This is a genomic window from Rubidibacter lacunae KORDI 51-2, from assembly GCF_000473895.1.
GTDB lineage: Bacteria > Cyanobacteriota > Cyanobacteriia > Cyanobacteriales > Rubidibacteraceae > Rubidibacter > Rubidibacter lacunae.
In genome coordinates, this window is sequence record NZ_ASSJ01000066.1 from 1 (window position 1) to 16,861 (window position 16,861).

Genomic DNA, 16,861 nt, shown 5'->3' on the forward strand with positions numbered 1-16,861 from the left:
TTTGCAGGGTTCGCAACACCTGACCGTATCGACCGGGATATTTGTCCTGCAGGTACTCGTAAAGGGTCGTGGCTTTGAGCCGCGGTTCCCGACGCAGCATCGGTTCGAGCTCGTCTTCCCACAGCCCATTAAGTGGGTCTCTGGGATTGACCTGCTGGGGCGGTGCGCCTCGATTGGGCTGATGGGTGCCGGCTTCAATGCGCTGCCCGGTGCGTTCCGAGATGTCAGCGATGAAAGCAGCATCTGCCTGCCCGAGACCTAGTGTCCTGGCATTCATATAAGCTCGCTTCTGGTAAGAATGGATGGCTCTTCCTGACACTAGGCCGCCTCGGATGAAGGGATGCTCTAGTGTCTGGAGTTGTCCGGGCTTCGTTTCCGCTTACCGAGCCAGTGCCTCCCCGGACGACAGGTCTGTCCTTTGACCCGCCAATGTCATTGGCGTTTGATAGTCGTCCACCGGACAAGCTAATTGTCGTCTAACACGTGATGCAGGTCGATGGAGCGGGAGCACTGCTAGTGCCAGAGAACGTAATATTGCTGTTTCAGCCGGCTTACAGTCCCCAGGTGAATCCAATCGAGCGGTGCTGGGAATGTTTAAATAGCGGACTGAAGTGGCTGACCTATGTTGACTGGAGGAACTCCGAGAGCAGGTCAAAAAGCGGCTGCAGCAAGCGGGGCGGGACCTCATCACTTCGCTGACGGGGTGGAGGTGGACAATAGACCAGTTATCCGTATCAGAACTTTCGGGGATTGGTATCAGTCAATGCCGTGCTGTTTTCACAGGTCAACTTCCCTTCGCTGTCGAGCTAGCTGGTACATTCGAAATCGCCCCAGGAGGCTGCAAGATCGCGCGATGCGGACTGCGTCAATAGCAACGGAAGGGACTATTCGGATAATTCTCAGAGTGGAAGTCCTGATACACAGTTGTTTCAGCCTAGAAGTGTCCGAACCAGGTCATCAGCTTCTATGTCTGGCGCTAGTGCTTTTGGCACAACAGCAGCGCAAACCACCCACGCGAGTCAGCGAACGTCCGGATAACCGGCAATGAGTGCTCATCAAGACAGGACTGCATCTGCTGGAGGTCGAACTTACGCGCGATCTCGGTGAGCATTGTTTCGCCAACAGCAAAATCGACTGTCAGGTCAAGGGTAGCCAGACGCACCTGATGGGCAACTTTGGCGCGCAAATAGGTTTCGATCTGACAGGCATCAGCGTTATAGAACGTCCAATGTTCGAAGCGATCGCGTTGGAAGTCCCCATCGAAGCGGCGATTGAGGTGGTCGAGCATGTTGAAGTTGAACTCGGCCGTCACGCCTTGGCTGTCGTTGTAGGCGGCTTCCATAACGGCAACGACTTTTTGCAAATCGATGCCGACCAAGAAGTATTCACCTGTCGTCAGAGTTTCGGCAACGAGTGAAAAAAAGGTATCGCTTTCTGCTTCCGAGAAATTGCCGAGCGAGCTACCGATGAACGTCACCATCCGCGTCGGCAACGATGCCGGCGGCAGTTGCTGCAAGCCTTGCTCGTAAGTACCGACCAAGGAATGAATTTCGATGCCGGGATAGTCTTTAGCGAGCTGCTCGGCGCTTTCGACCAGGATGCCCGCACTGATATCAATGGGGATGTAGTGCAGCGGTAAGTCCGCGCGCGCGTAAGCATCCAACAACAGACGCGTTTTCGTCGAGCTGCCGCTGCCGAGTTCGACTAAGTCGCACGCACCAGTTGCAGCAGCAATGTCATCGGCATATTGGCGGAAGATTGCTGTTTCCGCGCGCGTGAGGTAGTACTCCGGTAAGTCACAAATCTGCTCGAACAGTTGCGAGCCGCGATCGTCATAAAAAAAACGCGCGGGCAATGCCTTTTGCGCTTGCGTCAGTCCCGCGATCGCGTCGCTGCCGTCATCTTTGAGGGCTGTGTCTCCTGCCAGCACCGTCACGGTCGGACGCTGGGATTGCAAAAAGCTCGTCATCACTCTTCCTCTTGCCTGCTCGTGCCCGTTTACAGTCGAGGTCCGACGGCTGGCGATCGCGCTTGATGGCAAGCCGCAGCCGCAGCCGTTCCTGACTCACCCTAGCCCAAAAGAGTAGTCATTGCTACAGACTTGCGGCAGGTCAATTGGGGGCTCGGCTGGACGTGCCAGAGGAAGATTGCAGAGGGAGTGGTTCCGAACAAAATCCATTCTGCCCGAGCGGCAATCGCCTCACCGCAGCGGGACGTCTACGTGCCTGGCCGGATTGTTCTGCCAGCGATCGGCAACGTGGGCGTAAGTTGCTGTTGTGCGCGGGTCGGCGTGACCGAGCAAATCCTGCACCTGACGCAAATCAGCTCCGGCTTGCAAGGACAAGGTGCCGGCCGTGTGGCGCAGGCTGTGCGTGGAGAGCGTGCGCCCATCGCGGTGCTTGAGCCCCGCTTGCTGCAAATAGCCGTCGACGACTTGACGAATGCCCCGCCGCGTCAGGCGCTTCCCTCCGGCGCGATTGCCGACTGCTGCAAAGAGCGGACTGCTGGCAACAAGGCGATCGCCTTGCGCTTCGCGACTAGTTAGATAGTGCTGGAGCAGGGCTGCGATGTCATCGGTGAGCGGCACGATGCGTATGCTGCGCTTCCCTTCAACGCGAATGCCACAGCGACGGCCTTGTCGCTGCCAATCGGCGAGGTTGGCGCGGTGCATCTCCACCGTGCGCGGTCCTTCCAACGCCATGATCGCGATCAGGGCGCGATCGCGCAGGGCCTTCAACGAGTTGTCGTCGGGGATTGCGGCCAACAATTCAACCAGTTCGTCGCGTTCGAGATAAGTGATGCGCTCGGCAGGGTCGCGCTTTTCGCGCGGGGCACGGATGCCCAGGGCGGGATTTACCGACAGTAGCTCGCGCTCGATCAAGGCATCGTAAAAGCGCCGCAACACCGACAGCTTCAGCGCGACGGTTGCGGGTTTGTAGCTGCGGGACTCCACCAACCAGCGACGATAGCGCTTGATTTCCCGCTGCGTCACGTCCAGCGGATGCCGGTCGGATCGATCGCACCACTGCAAAAACTGTTGGAGCTGGGCGCTATAGGTGCGAATCGTGTCTGCGGCAGCATCACCTGCCCCGACGTCGACGTGCAGGAAGTCAGCAAAAGCGGTCAGCAACTCCGCTCGGTCGCGTAACGGTTGCTGCGCGATTGCCTCGAAATCGGCGGGCACGATCGCGGACGGAGGGCACTCAGACACGGACACCTCGCGGAGCAACAGTAGGCACCTTCAAGCATACGCCACGGTCAACGAGCGTCCGACTGGTCGGCATGCGGCTCGGGCTAGCGCGGCGTCGGCTGGGCTTCCAGGTAAGTTAAGAATTCCAGCAGCTCGGTTTCGTCTAGGAGCTGACGCGATCGCTTGCCGTAAGTTTCCTCAAGGAACTGGCGTCCTTGTTCGCTGTTCCAGCGCAAGCGCTTCAGCTCGACATTGGTGCGCGCGATGATGTCGGAATAGTCAATGGGCGAGTTTTCAGGTTCGCCCTTGGCTGCTGCCTTCGCCGTCCCCTTAGATGTCGCGCTCTTAGATCTAGTCGATTTCTTCTTAGGAGCGGGCAGCGGCTCTCTCTGCGGTTCGGGCGAGATCGCCGCAGAAGGAGGGGGTTCGGTTGAGTAGGGCTCTGGCGTCAGCGGGTGCGGGGCTGTTTTGTCGTCCCACCAGTTTGGCTGCGTACCGGCAGCAGCCGGCGTCGATACGGGCATCGACCCTGTAGGGGATGGCGCAAAACTCGACCAGTCGGTCGAGCCGGGACTCGACTCGGGACTCAATGCCTCCCCAACCTCAGAGCGGACATTGGGCTCGGGCTCGGATACGACCTCTGATGGTGCGGCAGCATACGGTGGTTCGGGCTCGGGCAGGAACAACCCAGTCGGCGAGTCCGCCAAATCCGCTGGGGTCGATGACGCTACTGGCGGCGTTAGTGGGGTAGCGACGGGCAGAACATCCAATGCGATCGCGTCGAGAGCGCGCTGGCGAGCGGCATTTTCTGCCTCCTCAACTGTATCGCCAGCGGCCAGAGCCGTTGCCAAGATCGTGTTGCCGTCTCGAACTGACACGCGTACGATGTACTGTCCGCGGTCGAGCTGAATCAAATCACCGGCGATTCCGCCACCAGGAAAGCGCGCTCGAAACTCTCGAAGCGTTGCCATTGTCTCTTCGCCTATTCTCCCGTTGCCTGCAACCCCAGTTCCAACGACCGCTGCCTCCCGACCGCTGTCGAAGTCCGTCCCCCCGGGCGACCCATCTGCCTTCCCGTGCGTAAAGGAGATCCCCAACGGTGAACGATCGCGTTGATAAAGTCGCCTACAAATGTAGCACGTTTGTTCTGGTAGCAATGCTCAATCGCGTCCGGAGGCGGCGAGCAGTCAAACTAAGATAAACTAGACTCCGATCGTTTGACGCGGCTCACCTTGTGCCCGATATGCCGGGTTCTCCCCACCGCTCGTTTGTGCCAGGTGCTGGAGATGCGCTCTCGCTAAGAGAATTGCACTGCGATTTGCACTGCTGCAGCGGAACGCGGATACGAGGGCAACCGTCGGCGCGCTTCAGCAGTTACGTCGCGTTTAGCAGTCTATACTGCACGCTGCGGTCGCGGATTCGTAGTGCTTGCCTCCGAGGTATTCGTCCTAGGAGGGGAGTTTTACCCGACGGCGTCATCAGCACGGATCGAGGTTGGTTGCGGAAAAGGCAATCGCGGCGCGGACGCCAAGGCATTTGCAGGCGTTTGCTCTTCGATCCAAATTCAGCACTGGCTTAAAATTGGCGCGGCAACTGGAGCAGGTGTTGAACGCTCTCCGAGTTCGCTCGCCGACTCCGTGCGGGCAGTGGCAAAGCTTTCATAGACCCCTGCACGCACTCAATCATCACTCTCCAGCCATTCGAGGAATTTCGAGGACACGCGCGCATGGAATTTTCGATCGCGACGCTGCTGTCGCATCTCAGCGAAGACAAGCTCATTGCTCCCAAGGTTCTAGAAAAGAAGCTCGACTGCCAGGACTTCACCACGCTGGAACGACTGCAAATTGCTCTCGACGCGCTCGAACGTATCGGCATCGTAGATAAGGAGCGCGGGAAGTACCGACGCTTGCCTCATGAAGACACCGTAGAAGCCCGCTTGCGCTGTTCGAGCAAAGGCTTTTGTTTCGCCATCCAAGACGCAGAAAGTGCCGAAGATATTTACGTGCGCGAAAGCTATCTCGGCAGCGCGTGGAATGGCGATCGCGTCTTAGTCCGCGTAACCAAGGAAGGCAGCCGCCGCCGTTCGCCCGAGGGCGAAGTGCAAGTGATTCTCGAGCGAGCCAATCCGGCAGTTTTGGCGCAGGTCAAGCAAACCGATACCGGTTTCCGTGCTGTGCCCCTCGACGATCGCCTGTTATTCGAGTTGGGATTGGTGTGCGGCGAGGATGAGGATGATATCGATCCTGCCACAGCAGTCGGCAAGCTCGTTCACGTCGAGGTGATGCGCTATCCGCTCGGCGATGCCCCGCCGAAGGGACGCATTCTCCGCATTCTCGGCAGCGATGCCGAAGAAGCAGCCGATACCGATATTGTCTGCTGCAAGCACTACCTCCGTCGCCAGTTCCCTGCCGCTGTCGAACAGGCACTCGATGACATGCCCGACGGCTTCGATCCTGCGGAACTCGGGGGGCGTCGAGATTTGCGCGAGTTGCTAACCCTGGCATTCGCCGATCTCTCCGAGACCGAACGCGTCCCAGCGGCCATCGAAACTGCTTATTCCTTGGAGCCAGTCGATAACGAGCTGTGGCGGTTAGGCATTCACATGGCCGATGTGGCTTCGTGGGTGCCGCTGGACGGAGCGATTGCTGCCGAAGCTCGCTTGCGCGGTACGGCGACTTTCCTCGGCGACTTGGTCTTGCCGCTGTTCCCCGAAGCAGTTGCCGAGCGCTACTCTTTGGAGCCGGAAAGCGATCGCCTGGCAACGAGCCTATTTTTGACCCTCGATGCTATGGGTGCGGTCGTATCGTTCGAGTTGGTCCAAAGCGTCGTGTGCGTCGATCGGTTGCTCGACTATCGCGAAGCACAGTCGCTGCTCGGCCGCCAGGACGCAGTTGCTGCCGACCTCGCCCCGGTTGTGGCCGTGCTGGACGATTTGTTTTTCAAACTCAGCCCACTGGTGAAAGCACAGCGCCAGCAAGACGGGGCATTCGAGCTAGAACTACCGGAGCGGCTGTCGCTGTTCCCCGACGAAGGACGCACTGGTGCTTTGGTGACCTCGCCGGCCCTGCCCGTGCGAGCGTTGTTGGGCGAGCTGGCGCTACCGGCTGGCCGCGCGCTCTCCCGACATTTTCAGGCGTTGGAATTGCCGGGCATTTACCGCACCCAAGTTGCACCAGACAGTAGCGACCTCGAAGATGCGATCGCGTTCGGCAACAATTCGGGCTTGACATTGGCTCTGGAGTCGGAAACAGAAGTTAAACCGCAAGACTACCAAAACTTTTCCCAACAACTCTCCAAGTCCTCCGCACCTCAGGTCCTGGCATTTCTGCTTGAGAAAACCTTGCCGCTACCCAAGTACAGCTATAAACCCGGCTCGCACTTCGGGCTGGCCTGCTCGGACGGGTACATGTCCTGTCTCGCGCCCGGACAGCGCTACGCCGACTTTTACGTACAGCACGTCCTCAAAGCCTTGCTCGAGCAGGGTCGCGATCGCCGCCACAGCCGCGCTAAGGAAGGTGTGGATTTGGGCAGCAGCGACAGCCACGGCAAAATCAACTGGAATGTTTTACCGACCCAACTCGGTGCCGACCTTGAAGTCGGTTTGTCGGGTTTGGTTTCGGATCTCAACAACAGTGAGAAGATTGCCGAGGACGCCGAGACCGATTTGATCGGGCTCAAGAAAGCCGAGCAGATGAAGGAGCGGACGGGCCAGGTCTTCGACGGTTGGATCGTAGGCGTGCAAACTTATGGCTTCTTCGTCGAGATCGAGGAACTTTTGGTGGAGGGGCTCGTTCACGTCAGCTCGCTGAAAGACGATTGGTATGAATACCGCGCGCGGCATACGTGTCTGGTCGGTCGCAAGAATCGCATTGCGTACCGCCTCGGTTCTCGGGTTAAGGTCCGCGTCAAGAGCGTAGACTATTACCGCCAGCAGATCGATTTGGTGACGGTGAACGACGGCAGCCAAGAAACCATGACCGACTTGCTCGACGACGACGGCAACGGTCGCGACTTCGATCCCAACCGCGATGCACCTAGTGGCGGAACGGGCGAGGAAGAATAGGTCGGTGCAGGCGGTCTCTATCCTGCTAGGTGGCGTGGCGTCGCGCTGCCTCCAGGAGCAGGTGCCGCTCGGCACGCAGAATGACCTTGTGGCTGAGAGCGATCGCGTCCGGTTCTACAGAAATTGCCGTAACGCCCCAATGCACGAGCTGTTCGACGGTCTCTGGTTCTGCCGCTAGCGGACCGCAGACCGCACAGGGCAGGTTTGCCGCCCGCGCTTGCCCCACGAGCTGCTGCAGCACTGCTAGCAACGTCGGACGATACTCCGCCCAGCGGGCCTCCGGGTCGTCGCGATCGATGCCCAGTGCAAGCTGCGCTAGGTCGCTCGTACCGATCGCGATGCCGCTTGCACCAACGCGGGCATACTCCGGCAATAGCACCCCCACCGACGGCACCTCGGCCATGATCCACAGCGGCATCCCGCCTAAGCCCGCCGCGATCGTCTGCTGCCGGCAAAACTCGAATTCCGCAACGCTGCGCACGTACGGCAAGATCAACCGCACGTTCTTCGCACCGCGCGCGCGCGCCACTGCCAGCGCTGCTAACTCGACCTCAAACGCTCGCGCGTCCAGTCGATAGCCCGCAGTACCCCGTTGCGGGGACAGCGCGCGGAACCCAGGCACCCCGGGCGGCCAATCCAGCGAGCGATAGTGGACGGGTCGCGGTGCAAACGCCCGGGCAAACGCCAACACTAACTTGCCGAGGCGATCGCGCAGCTCTTCCGGACGATCGCGCAGCCACGCCTCCAGCGGGCGCTCCCCGGTCAGATCGAGCAATATCATCTCCGCTCGCAGCAACCCTACACCCGTTACCGGCATCGCTGCCACTTTTGCCAGCAAGTCAATTTGGCTGCAGCTGACCCACAAATGCGTTGCAGGAAGGTTTTGTTCGGCAGCTGCCAGCAACTGGGGAACCGTTGGTTTCGGGGCTGACTGCTTGCCCGGCAAGCGCACCTCACCGCGCGTGCCATCGAGTTCGACCACGTCGCCATCGCGCAGGCGTCGCGTCGCGTCGCGCGCGCTGACTACAGCCGGAATCCCCAATTCTCTCGCCAAAATGGCTGCGTGGCTGGTAATTCCGCCCTGCTCGGCGATCGCCCCTGCTGCTCGCTTGAGCAGTGGCAGCCAGTCCGGTTCCACGGCTCGCGCTACTAAGATCGCCCCCTCGGGGAAAGCATGCAGCGGTGCGGGAGTTATCTCGGGCATGACCCAGATCTTGGCTGTGGCTGTCCCTGGTGCCGCCGCGATCCCGCGCATCATGGGCGCTCTCGCGTCTGAAGCCATTTTCGCTAGTTCCCTGCACGGCTGAAGCAGCGTGGCAGCCGGCTGATAGCGGTCGAACTGCACCAGCCAAATCTGCTCGGTTGCTGACGCGTCGGTTGCTGACCCGGCTGCAAGCGCCCATTCCAAATGAAACTCAGCTGCAACTTCGTCCGCCAGCTGCGCGATCGTGGTCAATAACTGTTCCAAGCAAGCGGCGCTCAGCGCGCATGCTCGCCGGGTTGCGGACTGTTGGCGCGACTGCATCAGCAGCTCGCCTTCCGGCGCGAGATGATAGGTTACGGGTTTGGTTCCGATGTGCCGGGAGACGATCGTGCCGTCCGGCCGGATCTGGTAAAAGTCGGGTTCTGCCTCGCCGCGCGCGAGGGCGTGACCGAGACCCCGCACCGCCCGCAACTCCCACTTCTGAGTATCGGTGGTTACCGAGCCGGCCGCGATCGCGTTAGTCAGCGGCTGCACCAGCAGTGCCAGACTCAGTGCCTCTAGCTCCACCGCCGAACGCTGCCAGTAGAACAAGCTGCGCGCCGAGAACAGTTCTGCCCACACCCGCTTGCACGCCATCGCGATCGCCTCCGGTCGATTGCGGCAAACGCGCGAGGGCAGCAATCCCGGCACCTGTTGCTGGTACGGCGGCGGCACGACGAGCGAAGGTCTGACGATAACGGCCGGTGCCTCCAGCTCGATGCTCGCGATCGCGTCGACTGCGGCTGTTGGCAATTCAGCTGCCAATAGCGAGCGCTTGGCCTGTTGGGCGATTTGCTGTAAGGCCCGCGTGTCGTTGGCGTTGAAATGCAAGGCTGCATCGGGCCAATCTGCCAATAGGATGTCTGTCTGCCCGAGCTGCGCCAGCACCTCTGGGAGCGCCGACCCGGCAATGGCGTAACCTGGCACGACAGGATAGCCCAGTTGCAGTAACTGGGCGAGGGCAGACGCTTTACTTCCGAAAAGTGCCGTATTACCCGGATCGAGGCAGTCCAACCGGTGGAGCATCTTCACGCAAACACGACAGCCGCGGGCTGCCGGTTGAGGTTGGGGGGGCTGAGGCTTTTGTTAACCAAATATTAAAGGATCGTGAAGCTTCTCAGGACTGACCGCCGTATCGCGGCTTGCGCGTCAGGCATGCACGCGCAATGTCCGCAGCAATGCATAAAACGGCTCCCAATCGTCGCGCTCGGCAATTGGCTCCCATACTGCCTCGATCGCCGGTCGCAGCAGAGCCGTTTGTGGATTCCGCGCTTGTATTTGCTGGGCTACTGTCTCCAGGTCCGCAGGAGAGAGGGCAGTCAGTGCTGCTCGGTAAAGCTGTTGCCACTGCGACCACAACCCCAGACGGGTTTGCAATTGCGGCAAGTCGGCATTCTCCAGTACCAAGTCGGCGCGATCGCGCCAGCTGGCGTTAAACCCAGCCGCGAGTGCTGCGAAGAACCCGTGGTAAGGCACCTGAGAATCTTGCAGCAGATGCACCGTTGCCTGCACCAAGCGATCGCCTCCCGGCAGGTCGCGCGATCCACCGGCAGAGAACCCGAGTCGCGCCAGCATCAGTTGGCGATAGTTAAGGGCATAACAGTCGTCGAAGCGGGCAAGCCCGGTTTCGAGATCGCTAAGCGCAGCGGCAGCTGACAGCGGCTGTTGGAGTAACTCTAGGTTCAAACGACAGATTGCCGGCTGCGCGCCGTAGCAGTACCGGCGGAAGTGATCGAAATAGGCTGCTGTGAAGTTCGGGTTATAGGTCGGTATAAAGGCGTAGGGACCGTAGTCGAAGCTCTCGCCTGCAACCGACATATTGTCGGTGTTGAGCACGCCGTGGCAAAATCCTGCCGCCATCCACTGTGCTGCCAACTCCGCCGTTCGCTCGACTAATTCTGCGTAGAACCGCGCCGCACAATCGGGCTCGCCCTGTAGGTGTGGGTAGTACCACGCGATCGCGCCGTCGACGAGTTTCCGGATGAGATCGGGACGCTGTAGGTAGTGCAGGCGCTCGAATGTCCCAAAGCGCAAATGCGTGCGGCTCAAGCGCACCATCACGGCCGCCCTGGCTGGCGACGGCTCGTCCGTCCGCCACAGCAACTCGCCGGTCTCAATTAGGCTCAGGCACCGCGAGGTTCGCACGCCTAACTGGTACAGCGCTTCTGCAGCGAGGACTTCGCGGACGCCGCCCTTGAGCGTCAGCCGTCCGTCCGCACCGCGGGAGTAGGGCGTTTGCCCGGACCCTTTTGTTCCCAAGTCGTAGAGCCAGCCGTCCGTCCCGCGCACTTGCCCGTACAGAAAGCCGCGCCCATCCCCGAGAAACGGGTTGTACTCGCCGAACTAATAGCCGTGGTAGCGCAGTGCTAAGAACGGCCCGCGCCCCTGAAATTTCCCAAAGGCTTCAATCCAGTGGTTATCTGCGACAGCAGTTGGGTCTATCCCCAACAGCGTCAGCAGCTCGTCGTTGCGAAACCGCAGCAGGTGGCGTGGAAAATCGGCAGCAAATACCGGGTCGTAGTAGTCGTCACCCACACTCTGCAGCGCGGGGGCATATTCGAGCTGGAGAAACGGATTTATTGCACTCAACGTTCTTGCACGCGATCGGTCTCGGCGATCGCCGCCGGGTAGCTTCCATTCTGAGTATCAGTCTTTTCGCGATCGCTGCGGTGCAGATGGCTCCGAACCATCGCGCGCGCCAGAATGGAGTCGAACAGCATTGCCGCCCGCGCCTTGAGTCTGAAATCCCCTTACTCGCCCCAGACCCAACCTGCGCGTTCAGTCTATCTCAACTCTAAGCGATGTCTAGGCCCCGCCCGCTAGCAACATTCCTCGCGCTTGCTGCCGTTTTCAGCATTGGTGCAGGGGCAGCGTTGTGGCCGCAAGTGACCCCAAGGTCCAAGGTTGCCAATTTCTCCATCGCGGCGCGCGGCGCAACAGTAATGGAGGGCGATCGCTGGATCGTGTCGCCCCCTGATGCGGCCCGGCTAGTCGCAGAAGGCGCGATCGTGCTGGATGCCCGCCCATCGGGGTTGTTCGTACGACGCGAGATCGCCAATGCCGTTCCCTTCGATTGGACGGAGTTCGCGCGAACGGACTTTCCCCATCAAGGGCAGCTCTTAGCGGATGACACCCTACTAGCGCAGAAACTGCAAGCCCTCGGCATCGATCGCGGCCGACCGGCGATCGTCGTCGGCGATGCGACCGCTGGCTGGGGGCAAGACGGGCGCGCGGTCTGGATGCTGCGAACGCTGGGCCACGAGCATGCGGTAATGGTCGATGGCGGCTATGACGCTCTGGTTGCAGCTGGCGTTACGGCGGCTGCGATGCCGCCGGCAATCGGCAACTTCACAGTGCAGCGGCGATCGCAATGGACGATCGAGCGCGATACATTACAAGCTCGCTTTGACAGCGCCGATGTCGTGGTATTGGATGCGCGAACCTCCGCCGAATATTCTGGGGCCACACCGCACCGCGAACGCCTCGGCGGCCATGTGCCGGGCGCGCGATCGCTACACTACCGGGAGTTCTTGACTGAGTCCGGTAAGCTTGTGCCGGAGGCAGAGATCCGCGAGCGCCTCGAAGAGGTGGGGATCGTGCCATCGACGCCCATTGCGACGTATTGTACGGGCGGCGTGCGATCGGCGTGGCTGACCGTCGTGCTGGCCGACCTTGGCTACACCGTGCAGAATTACGCGGGGTCGATGTGGGAATGGTCGGCGGCACCGGCTGCTGAATATCCCCTCGTGCGCGGCAAGGACGAATAGAGAAAACATGTGTGGATGGTGTTTGCAAAAAATCTCGCCAGGCACATTTTCATTCCAGTTTCTAATGCCAACTCTAGGAAGTGATGCGAAGAATAGCTGATAGGGAAGCCTTATTACTAGGAGGCACCTCGATAAATTCGCTCAAGACCTAAGGTCGACACGACAGCGGGGACACTTCAGTCGCTGGTATGCCCCAAACCGGTAAATTTTTGAGGTGCCCTTTAGGATCTCAAAAATCCTGAAAGGAGGCAGGCAGCTTAGGGGGAAATACTACCTTTGCGTAGCCATCCTTAACCATACATCAGCATAAACTGCGCTATTTACACCTAGATTTCGTCCTTGAAGAATTCTTCCAAATGCGACTGGATCGACCACTTCTATGCAGTGGTTTTGGATGCGATTGCGAGATAAGACTTCATTGCTCGACGCTCTATCTGTCGCGGAAAATCTTTGATTTTATATCGCCTGCGCTCCAAGTTGCAGATCGCATGGTAGAGGCGCTAATCTGACGGGGACGCTAGCCTGCGTAGGCAAACATTATTCCAGGCGTTTCGTTGACGCAAATTGTTACGGCACATGCAAACACTGGTTGCTGCGGGACTATCAACCCTATTTGCTCCTCTCAAAGCTTCGTTTATCGCTAAGACTCACCGCGTTGCTAGTGCTCAAGAAGAATTCCTTCTGCGGTTACTGCGCGTTCAACAGGACACTCAGCTCGGTCGGGATTATCAACTGTCGGCGATCGCATCCGTCCGTGAATTCCGACACCGCATTCCGGTCCTGCCTTATAGCAGCTTTGCACCCTATGTCGAGCGCGTGGCAGGTGGTGAAGCGAACGTCATGACGCCCGACCCGGTCATTTACATGAATATGACCAGCGGTTCGACCGGCAAGCAAAAGCTTATTCCCGTGACGCGGCGATCGCGTCGCTTCCGCCACCGAGCCAGCCAAGTCAGCCTGGCCTTTCTGCTATCCCTCATGCAGCAGCAGCGGCGATCGTTCGGGCAAATTTTGCTGACGAGTTCGGTTGAGTTGCTTGGCAAGACCAGTGGCGGGATCGACTACGGTCCCGTCAGCGTTGGCGACCTGCGCTTGCAAAACCCGATCGTTCGCAATGCTTTGTTATCGCAGCCGTTTGCAACGCTCGAAGCAACGGATAGCGCGGCCCGCCACTACGTGTCGTTGCTGTTTGCGCTGAATAACCCGAACGCGCGGATTGTTGCGGCCAATTTCCCAATTTTGGCCCTGATTTTGTGCGAGTACTTGGAGCGCTACGCGGATCGCCTGCTCGACGATTTGGAACGCGGTACGATTACGTCCGAACTCATGCTCGAGCCGGAGTTGCGAGCGCGTCTGGAGCGACAATTGCACCCCATGCCTCAGCGCGTCGCACGGTTGCGTTCGGTACTGAAAGCAGAAGGAACGCTGACCCCGCAACTGGCATGGCCGGACTTGAGCTTGATCATCACGGCACGCGGAGGCAACTCCGATTTCTACTTCCAGCGCTTTCCAGACTATTTCGGCGATACACCAGTTTTTGGCGGCACTTACTCGACAGCGGAAACGGTCTTTGGAATTTGTCCCGCGATCGATCGGGACGGAGCAATGCTCGCGCTCGATAGCGGTTTTTATGAATTCATACCGGCTGAAGAATGGGACAGCTCGCAGCCGCGAACGTTGCTGCCCGAAGAAGTCGAAGTCGGACAAACGTACCGCATTCTCGTTACGAACTACAACGGCTTCTATCGCTATGACCTCGGGGATGTTGTTGAGGTGTTGGGCTTCTACGCGCGCAACCCGATCGTTGTCTTCCGGCATCGTCGCGGCGGGTTGCTGTCTTCAACCACGGAGAAGACCACCGAATATCACGCAGCACAGGTTATGAACGCGCTCCAACAAGAGTTCGACCTGACCCTCGAAGATTTTTGCATAACGCTCGCTGCAGCCGAAACGCCGCCACCCTATTTAGTCAACATCGAGCTTGCTGCCCCGGAGGCGATCGCCGATCCCCACGCGTTCCTGCGCCAGTTCGATCGGCGTCTCAAGGAAGTTCATACGTCTTACGCCGTGAAGCGCCGCCGCCAAGTACCGCCGCCGTGCCTGCGCGTCTTGCCGCGCGGCAGTTTCCATAAAGTACGCCAGCGACTGCTTGCCAATGGCATACCGGAGCACCATCTCAAGTTTCCCCACATCAGCGAGGACCGACAGTTTCTCAAAGATATTCCGGTGGAGCTAGAAGTTTGCCTGCTAGACGATCGCGTCACGGGTCAGCATACAAGTTGACGATCGGTGGGAACGCCGCTGGCAGCACGCTAGAATGAGCCGCGAGAATGGGTGAGGAGCGAACGAACATGACAGATTGGGTTAAGGCGATCGCGACCAGTCCGGCCGTCCGAGCGCTTGAAAAAGCGATTCCGGACTACTCCTTAGTGGGCGATCGCACCTTTTTTACGACCGATCAATTTCCGTGGTCGGAGCGTTTGGAAGCGAATTGGTTGACGATCCGCCAGGAGTTGGAAGGAGTGCTCGATCGCGTCGGCGAGTTGCCGAATTTCCAGGACATCATGCCCCGACAGCAGCGCATCACGCAAGATAATGGTTGGAAAACCTTTTATTTCTATGCGTTTGGGTTTGTCGCGCAAGGGAACTGCGATCGCTGCCCGCAAACGTGGAAGCTACTGCAGAACATTCCGGGGTTAAAAGTCGCGTTTTTCTCGATTCTCAGTCCGGGCAAGCACATTCCCGAGCACTACGGAAAGCATAAAGGGTTGATTCGCTATCATCTGGGGTTGATAGTTCCCGAGCCGCGATCGGCGTGTCGCATTCGCGTAGGCGAAGAGATTGCCACCTGGGAGGAAGGTAAAAGTTTGATCTTCGACGATACGTTTCCTCACGAGGTTTGGAACGACACCGATGGCTATCGCGCTGTGCTGTTTTTAGATATCGCCCGTCCGCTCCGGTTTCCACTATCGTTGGTCAATTGGATTGTGTCGCAGATTTTGCGGTTCTCGCCGTTGGCTCGGGAGGCGAAGAACAATTACCTCGCCTGGGAACGACGGTTTGAAACTTCAAGTTCATCCTAGAGCTAAGGGCAGGCTATGCTGTTGTGTCTTCAGAAGGATCGGCACCTACTAGCAGTGGAGTAGCTTAACTGCAGTTTGGAGATTGCAGAGGACTGCCGCTCATGAAATTGACGAGAATCCGCTGCAGCTCTTCTAACGCCTGACTGCCTTTGATTTAAACCGTACGCGGAACTCGCGGATTCGCTTTCACGAACTCATTCAGTTGCCAGCTCGGCTGATGTCGCATCCAGAACGTAAACGAGGCTAAGAACGCGATCGCCTCCCCTCCAATTCGGCAACAAATTGCCGATAGGCGTCCGATTTCAACCCTTGCTGCAACTCCGCCAACACCCGTGCCTTATCTCCTGCAGGCGATGGTCAATGTACAAAAGTCTGGGAAACAGCGTGCGTCAGATCGCCCCTCTCTCTTGTGCAATGGTAAGGGCTGCGTAGTAAACTCGCACGGCTAAGCCATCTGCCCCCGCCAGAACTGCGCGCACTGATGCGCGATCGCTTCGGGCGTCCCGCCCGCCGCTGCCGCCCAGTGCAGCGATTGTTCTGCCAACACTGCCTGTAAATCCGCCCCCGGCTCGAGTACCACCACTTGCGGCACCGGAAAATCGCGGTAAGCCGAAATCGCTGCAATCTCCAAGGCAAAACGGCCGGGCTGAAACTTTGGATTTAACGCTTTATCGTACTCGAACTTACTAAGCATCAACTGCAGCGCACAGGTCCGTTCGGGCGCAAATGGCGGCGCGTCTACGACCTTCGCCCGGAATACTGGCACGAACTCGGCAAACGGTAGCCGCACTGTCTGCCAATCCTCAGCACCTCCGGTTGCAACTGTGTCGAACGACATAGCGTAGCCGATGCCGTCCCAGCGGTTCTCCCCGCGCAAAATGCACTTATAGCGCTGGCCGTCGCCCTTAACCACCAACTCCAGACCGGCACAACCGCTCAAATCTAGCGGTGGCTCAAAATTACGCGTCCGCACCGACGCAAACCCACCGTTGTTCGCTGTCGAGACCTCACCCGCAAACCGCGCGCGATCGCCCGCTATCTGCAAGCCGCTTTGGCTGACGCCGCCCATCACAACGTCATCCACCGCACCCCACCAGCCCCGCACGCTCGCATCCGCCCGTCGAAAATCGAACACCGGCAACAAGGTTGGTGGGGGTAGCTCTCTGGCCGCCAGCGCGATCGCTGCGGGCGTTGCATCCGCCAGGATCGCCGCCCGCACGCCGGCAAACTGCTCTACTCGCAGCGATGCGGACGAAGTTACCACTGGCTCGAACCCGCGATCGCGCAAGGCCACTGCCAGCAGTTCTGCATCGTTAGCGGTCACAACCAGCACGCGGCCAAGACCCGAGCGGGGTGCCGTGCCGGTTGGAGAATCGTCGCCGAGAATCATTTGCTTCAGCCAGTCGAGGTCTTTCAGGACGGGAACGGTGTCAAAAAAAGTCAGGGTGCGCGCAAAGCGAACGAGATCCCAAGCTTGGCGTTGACTCATGGTGGATGACTCCGTATCGCGCGATC

The 16,861-nt window shown here is 59.1% G+C and carries 10 protein-coding genes and 2 pseudogenes; 4 read left to right on the forward strand and 8 right to left on the reverse strand.

What is annotated here, in order from left to right; translation table 11 throughout:
• From KR51_RS11470 to KR51_RS11485, 4 genes and pseudogenes are all read right to left on the reverse strand, one after another.
• Window positions 1–277, reverse strand: a pseudogene (locus tag KR51_RS11470) (IS21-like element ISAcma26 family transposase); the annotation flags it as partial.
• A 699-nt stretch (window positions 278–976) separates the two neighbouring features.
• Window positions 977–1,969, reverse strand: coding sequence for an L-histidine N(alpha)-methyltransferase (gene egtD, locus KR51_RS11475; protein ID WP_022607904.1), 993 nt, complete (start codon window positions 1,967–1,969; stop codon window positions 977–979).
• A gap of 231 nt (window positions 1,970–2,200) precedes the next feature.
• On the reverse strand, window positions 2,201–3,211 hold the full coding sequence (locus tag KR51_RS11480) for a tyrosine-type recombinase/integrase (protein ID WP_022607906.1): 1,011 nt from the start codon (window positions 3,209–3,211) through the stop codon (window positions 2,201–2,203).
• 83 nt (window positions 3,212–3,294) lie between these two features.
• Window positions 3,295–4,287 carry a hypothetical protein gene (locus tag KR51_RS11485; protein WP_040656048.1) on the reverse strand — a complete coding sequence of 331 codons (993 nt, stop codon included), beginning with the start codon at window positions 4,285–4,287 and terminating at the stop codon, window positions 3,295–3,297.
• Window positions 4,288–4,916: 629 nt separating this feature from the next.
• On the opposite strand from KR51_RS11485, the gene KR51_RS11495 reads away from it, so the two are divergent.
• Window positions 4,917–7,253, forward strand: coding sequence for a ribonuclease R family protein (locus KR51_RS11495; RefSeq protein WP_022607910.1), 2,337 nt, complete (start codon window positions 4,917–4,919; stop codon window positions 7,251–7,253).
• A gap of 25 nt (window positions 7,254–7,278) precedes the next feature.
• On the opposite strand, the gene KR51_RS11500 is transcribed toward KR51_RS11495, so the two are convergent.
• From KR51_RS11500 to KR51_RS20990, 3 genes and pseudogenes are all read right to left on the reverse strand, one after another.
• Window positions 7,279–9,522, reverse strand: coding sequence for a putative PEP-binding protein (locus KR51_RS11500; RefSeq protein ID WP_022607912.1), 2,244 nt, complete (start codon window positions 9,520–9,522; stop codon window positions 7,279–7,281).
• 123 nt (window positions 9,523–9,645) lie between these two features.
• Window positions 9,646–11,085: pseudogene (locus KR51_RS11505) on the reverse strand (protein adenylyltransferase SelO).
• Window positions 11,082–11,216, reverse strand: coding sequence for a hypothetical protein (locus KR51_RS20990; protein ID WP_022607917.1), 135 nt, complete (start codon window positions 11,214–11,216; stop codon window positions 11,082–11,084). The pseudogene KR51_RS11505 and the gene KR51_RS20990 overlap by 4 nt, the downstream one beginning before the upstream one ends.
• 81 nt (window positions 11,217–11,297) lie before the next feature.
• Here KR51_RS20990 and KR51_RS11510 point away from each other — a divergent pair, with 81 nt between their 5' ends.
• The 3 genes from KR51_RS11510 (at window position 11,298) to KR51_RS11520 (ending at window position 15,346) form a co-directional block, all read left to right on the forward strand.
• Window positions 11,298–12,263, forward strand: coding sequence for a sulfurtransferase (locus KR51_RS11510; RefSeq protein ID WP_022607919.1), 966 nt, complete (start codon window positions 11,298–11,300; stop codon window positions 12,261–12,263).
• Window positions 12,264–12,839: 576 nt separating this feature from the next.
• A complete protein-coding gene (locus KR51_RS11515) occupies window positions 12,840–14,546 on the forward strand; it encodes a GH3 auxin-responsive promoter family protein (RefSeq protein WP_022607921.1) in 1,707 nt (568 codons plus the stop codon).
• A gap of 68 nt (window positions 14,547–14,614) precedes the next feature.
• Entirely contained in the window at window positions 14,615–15,346 is a 732-nt protein-coding gene (locus KR51_RS11520; protein ID WP_022607923.1) for an aspartyl/asparaginyl beta-hydroxylase domain-containing protein, read from the forward strand.
• 445 nt (window positions 15,347–15,791) lie between these two features.
• On the opposite strand, the gene KR51_RS11525 is transcribed toward KR51_RS11520, so the two are convergent.
• Window positions 15,792–16,835, reverse strand: coding sequence for a CIA30 family protein (locus KR51_RS11525; RefSeq protein ID WP_022607925.1), 1,044 nt, complete (start codon window positions 16,833–16,835; stop codon window positions 15,792–15,794).
• Window positions 16,836–16,861: the final 26 nt, after the last annotated feature.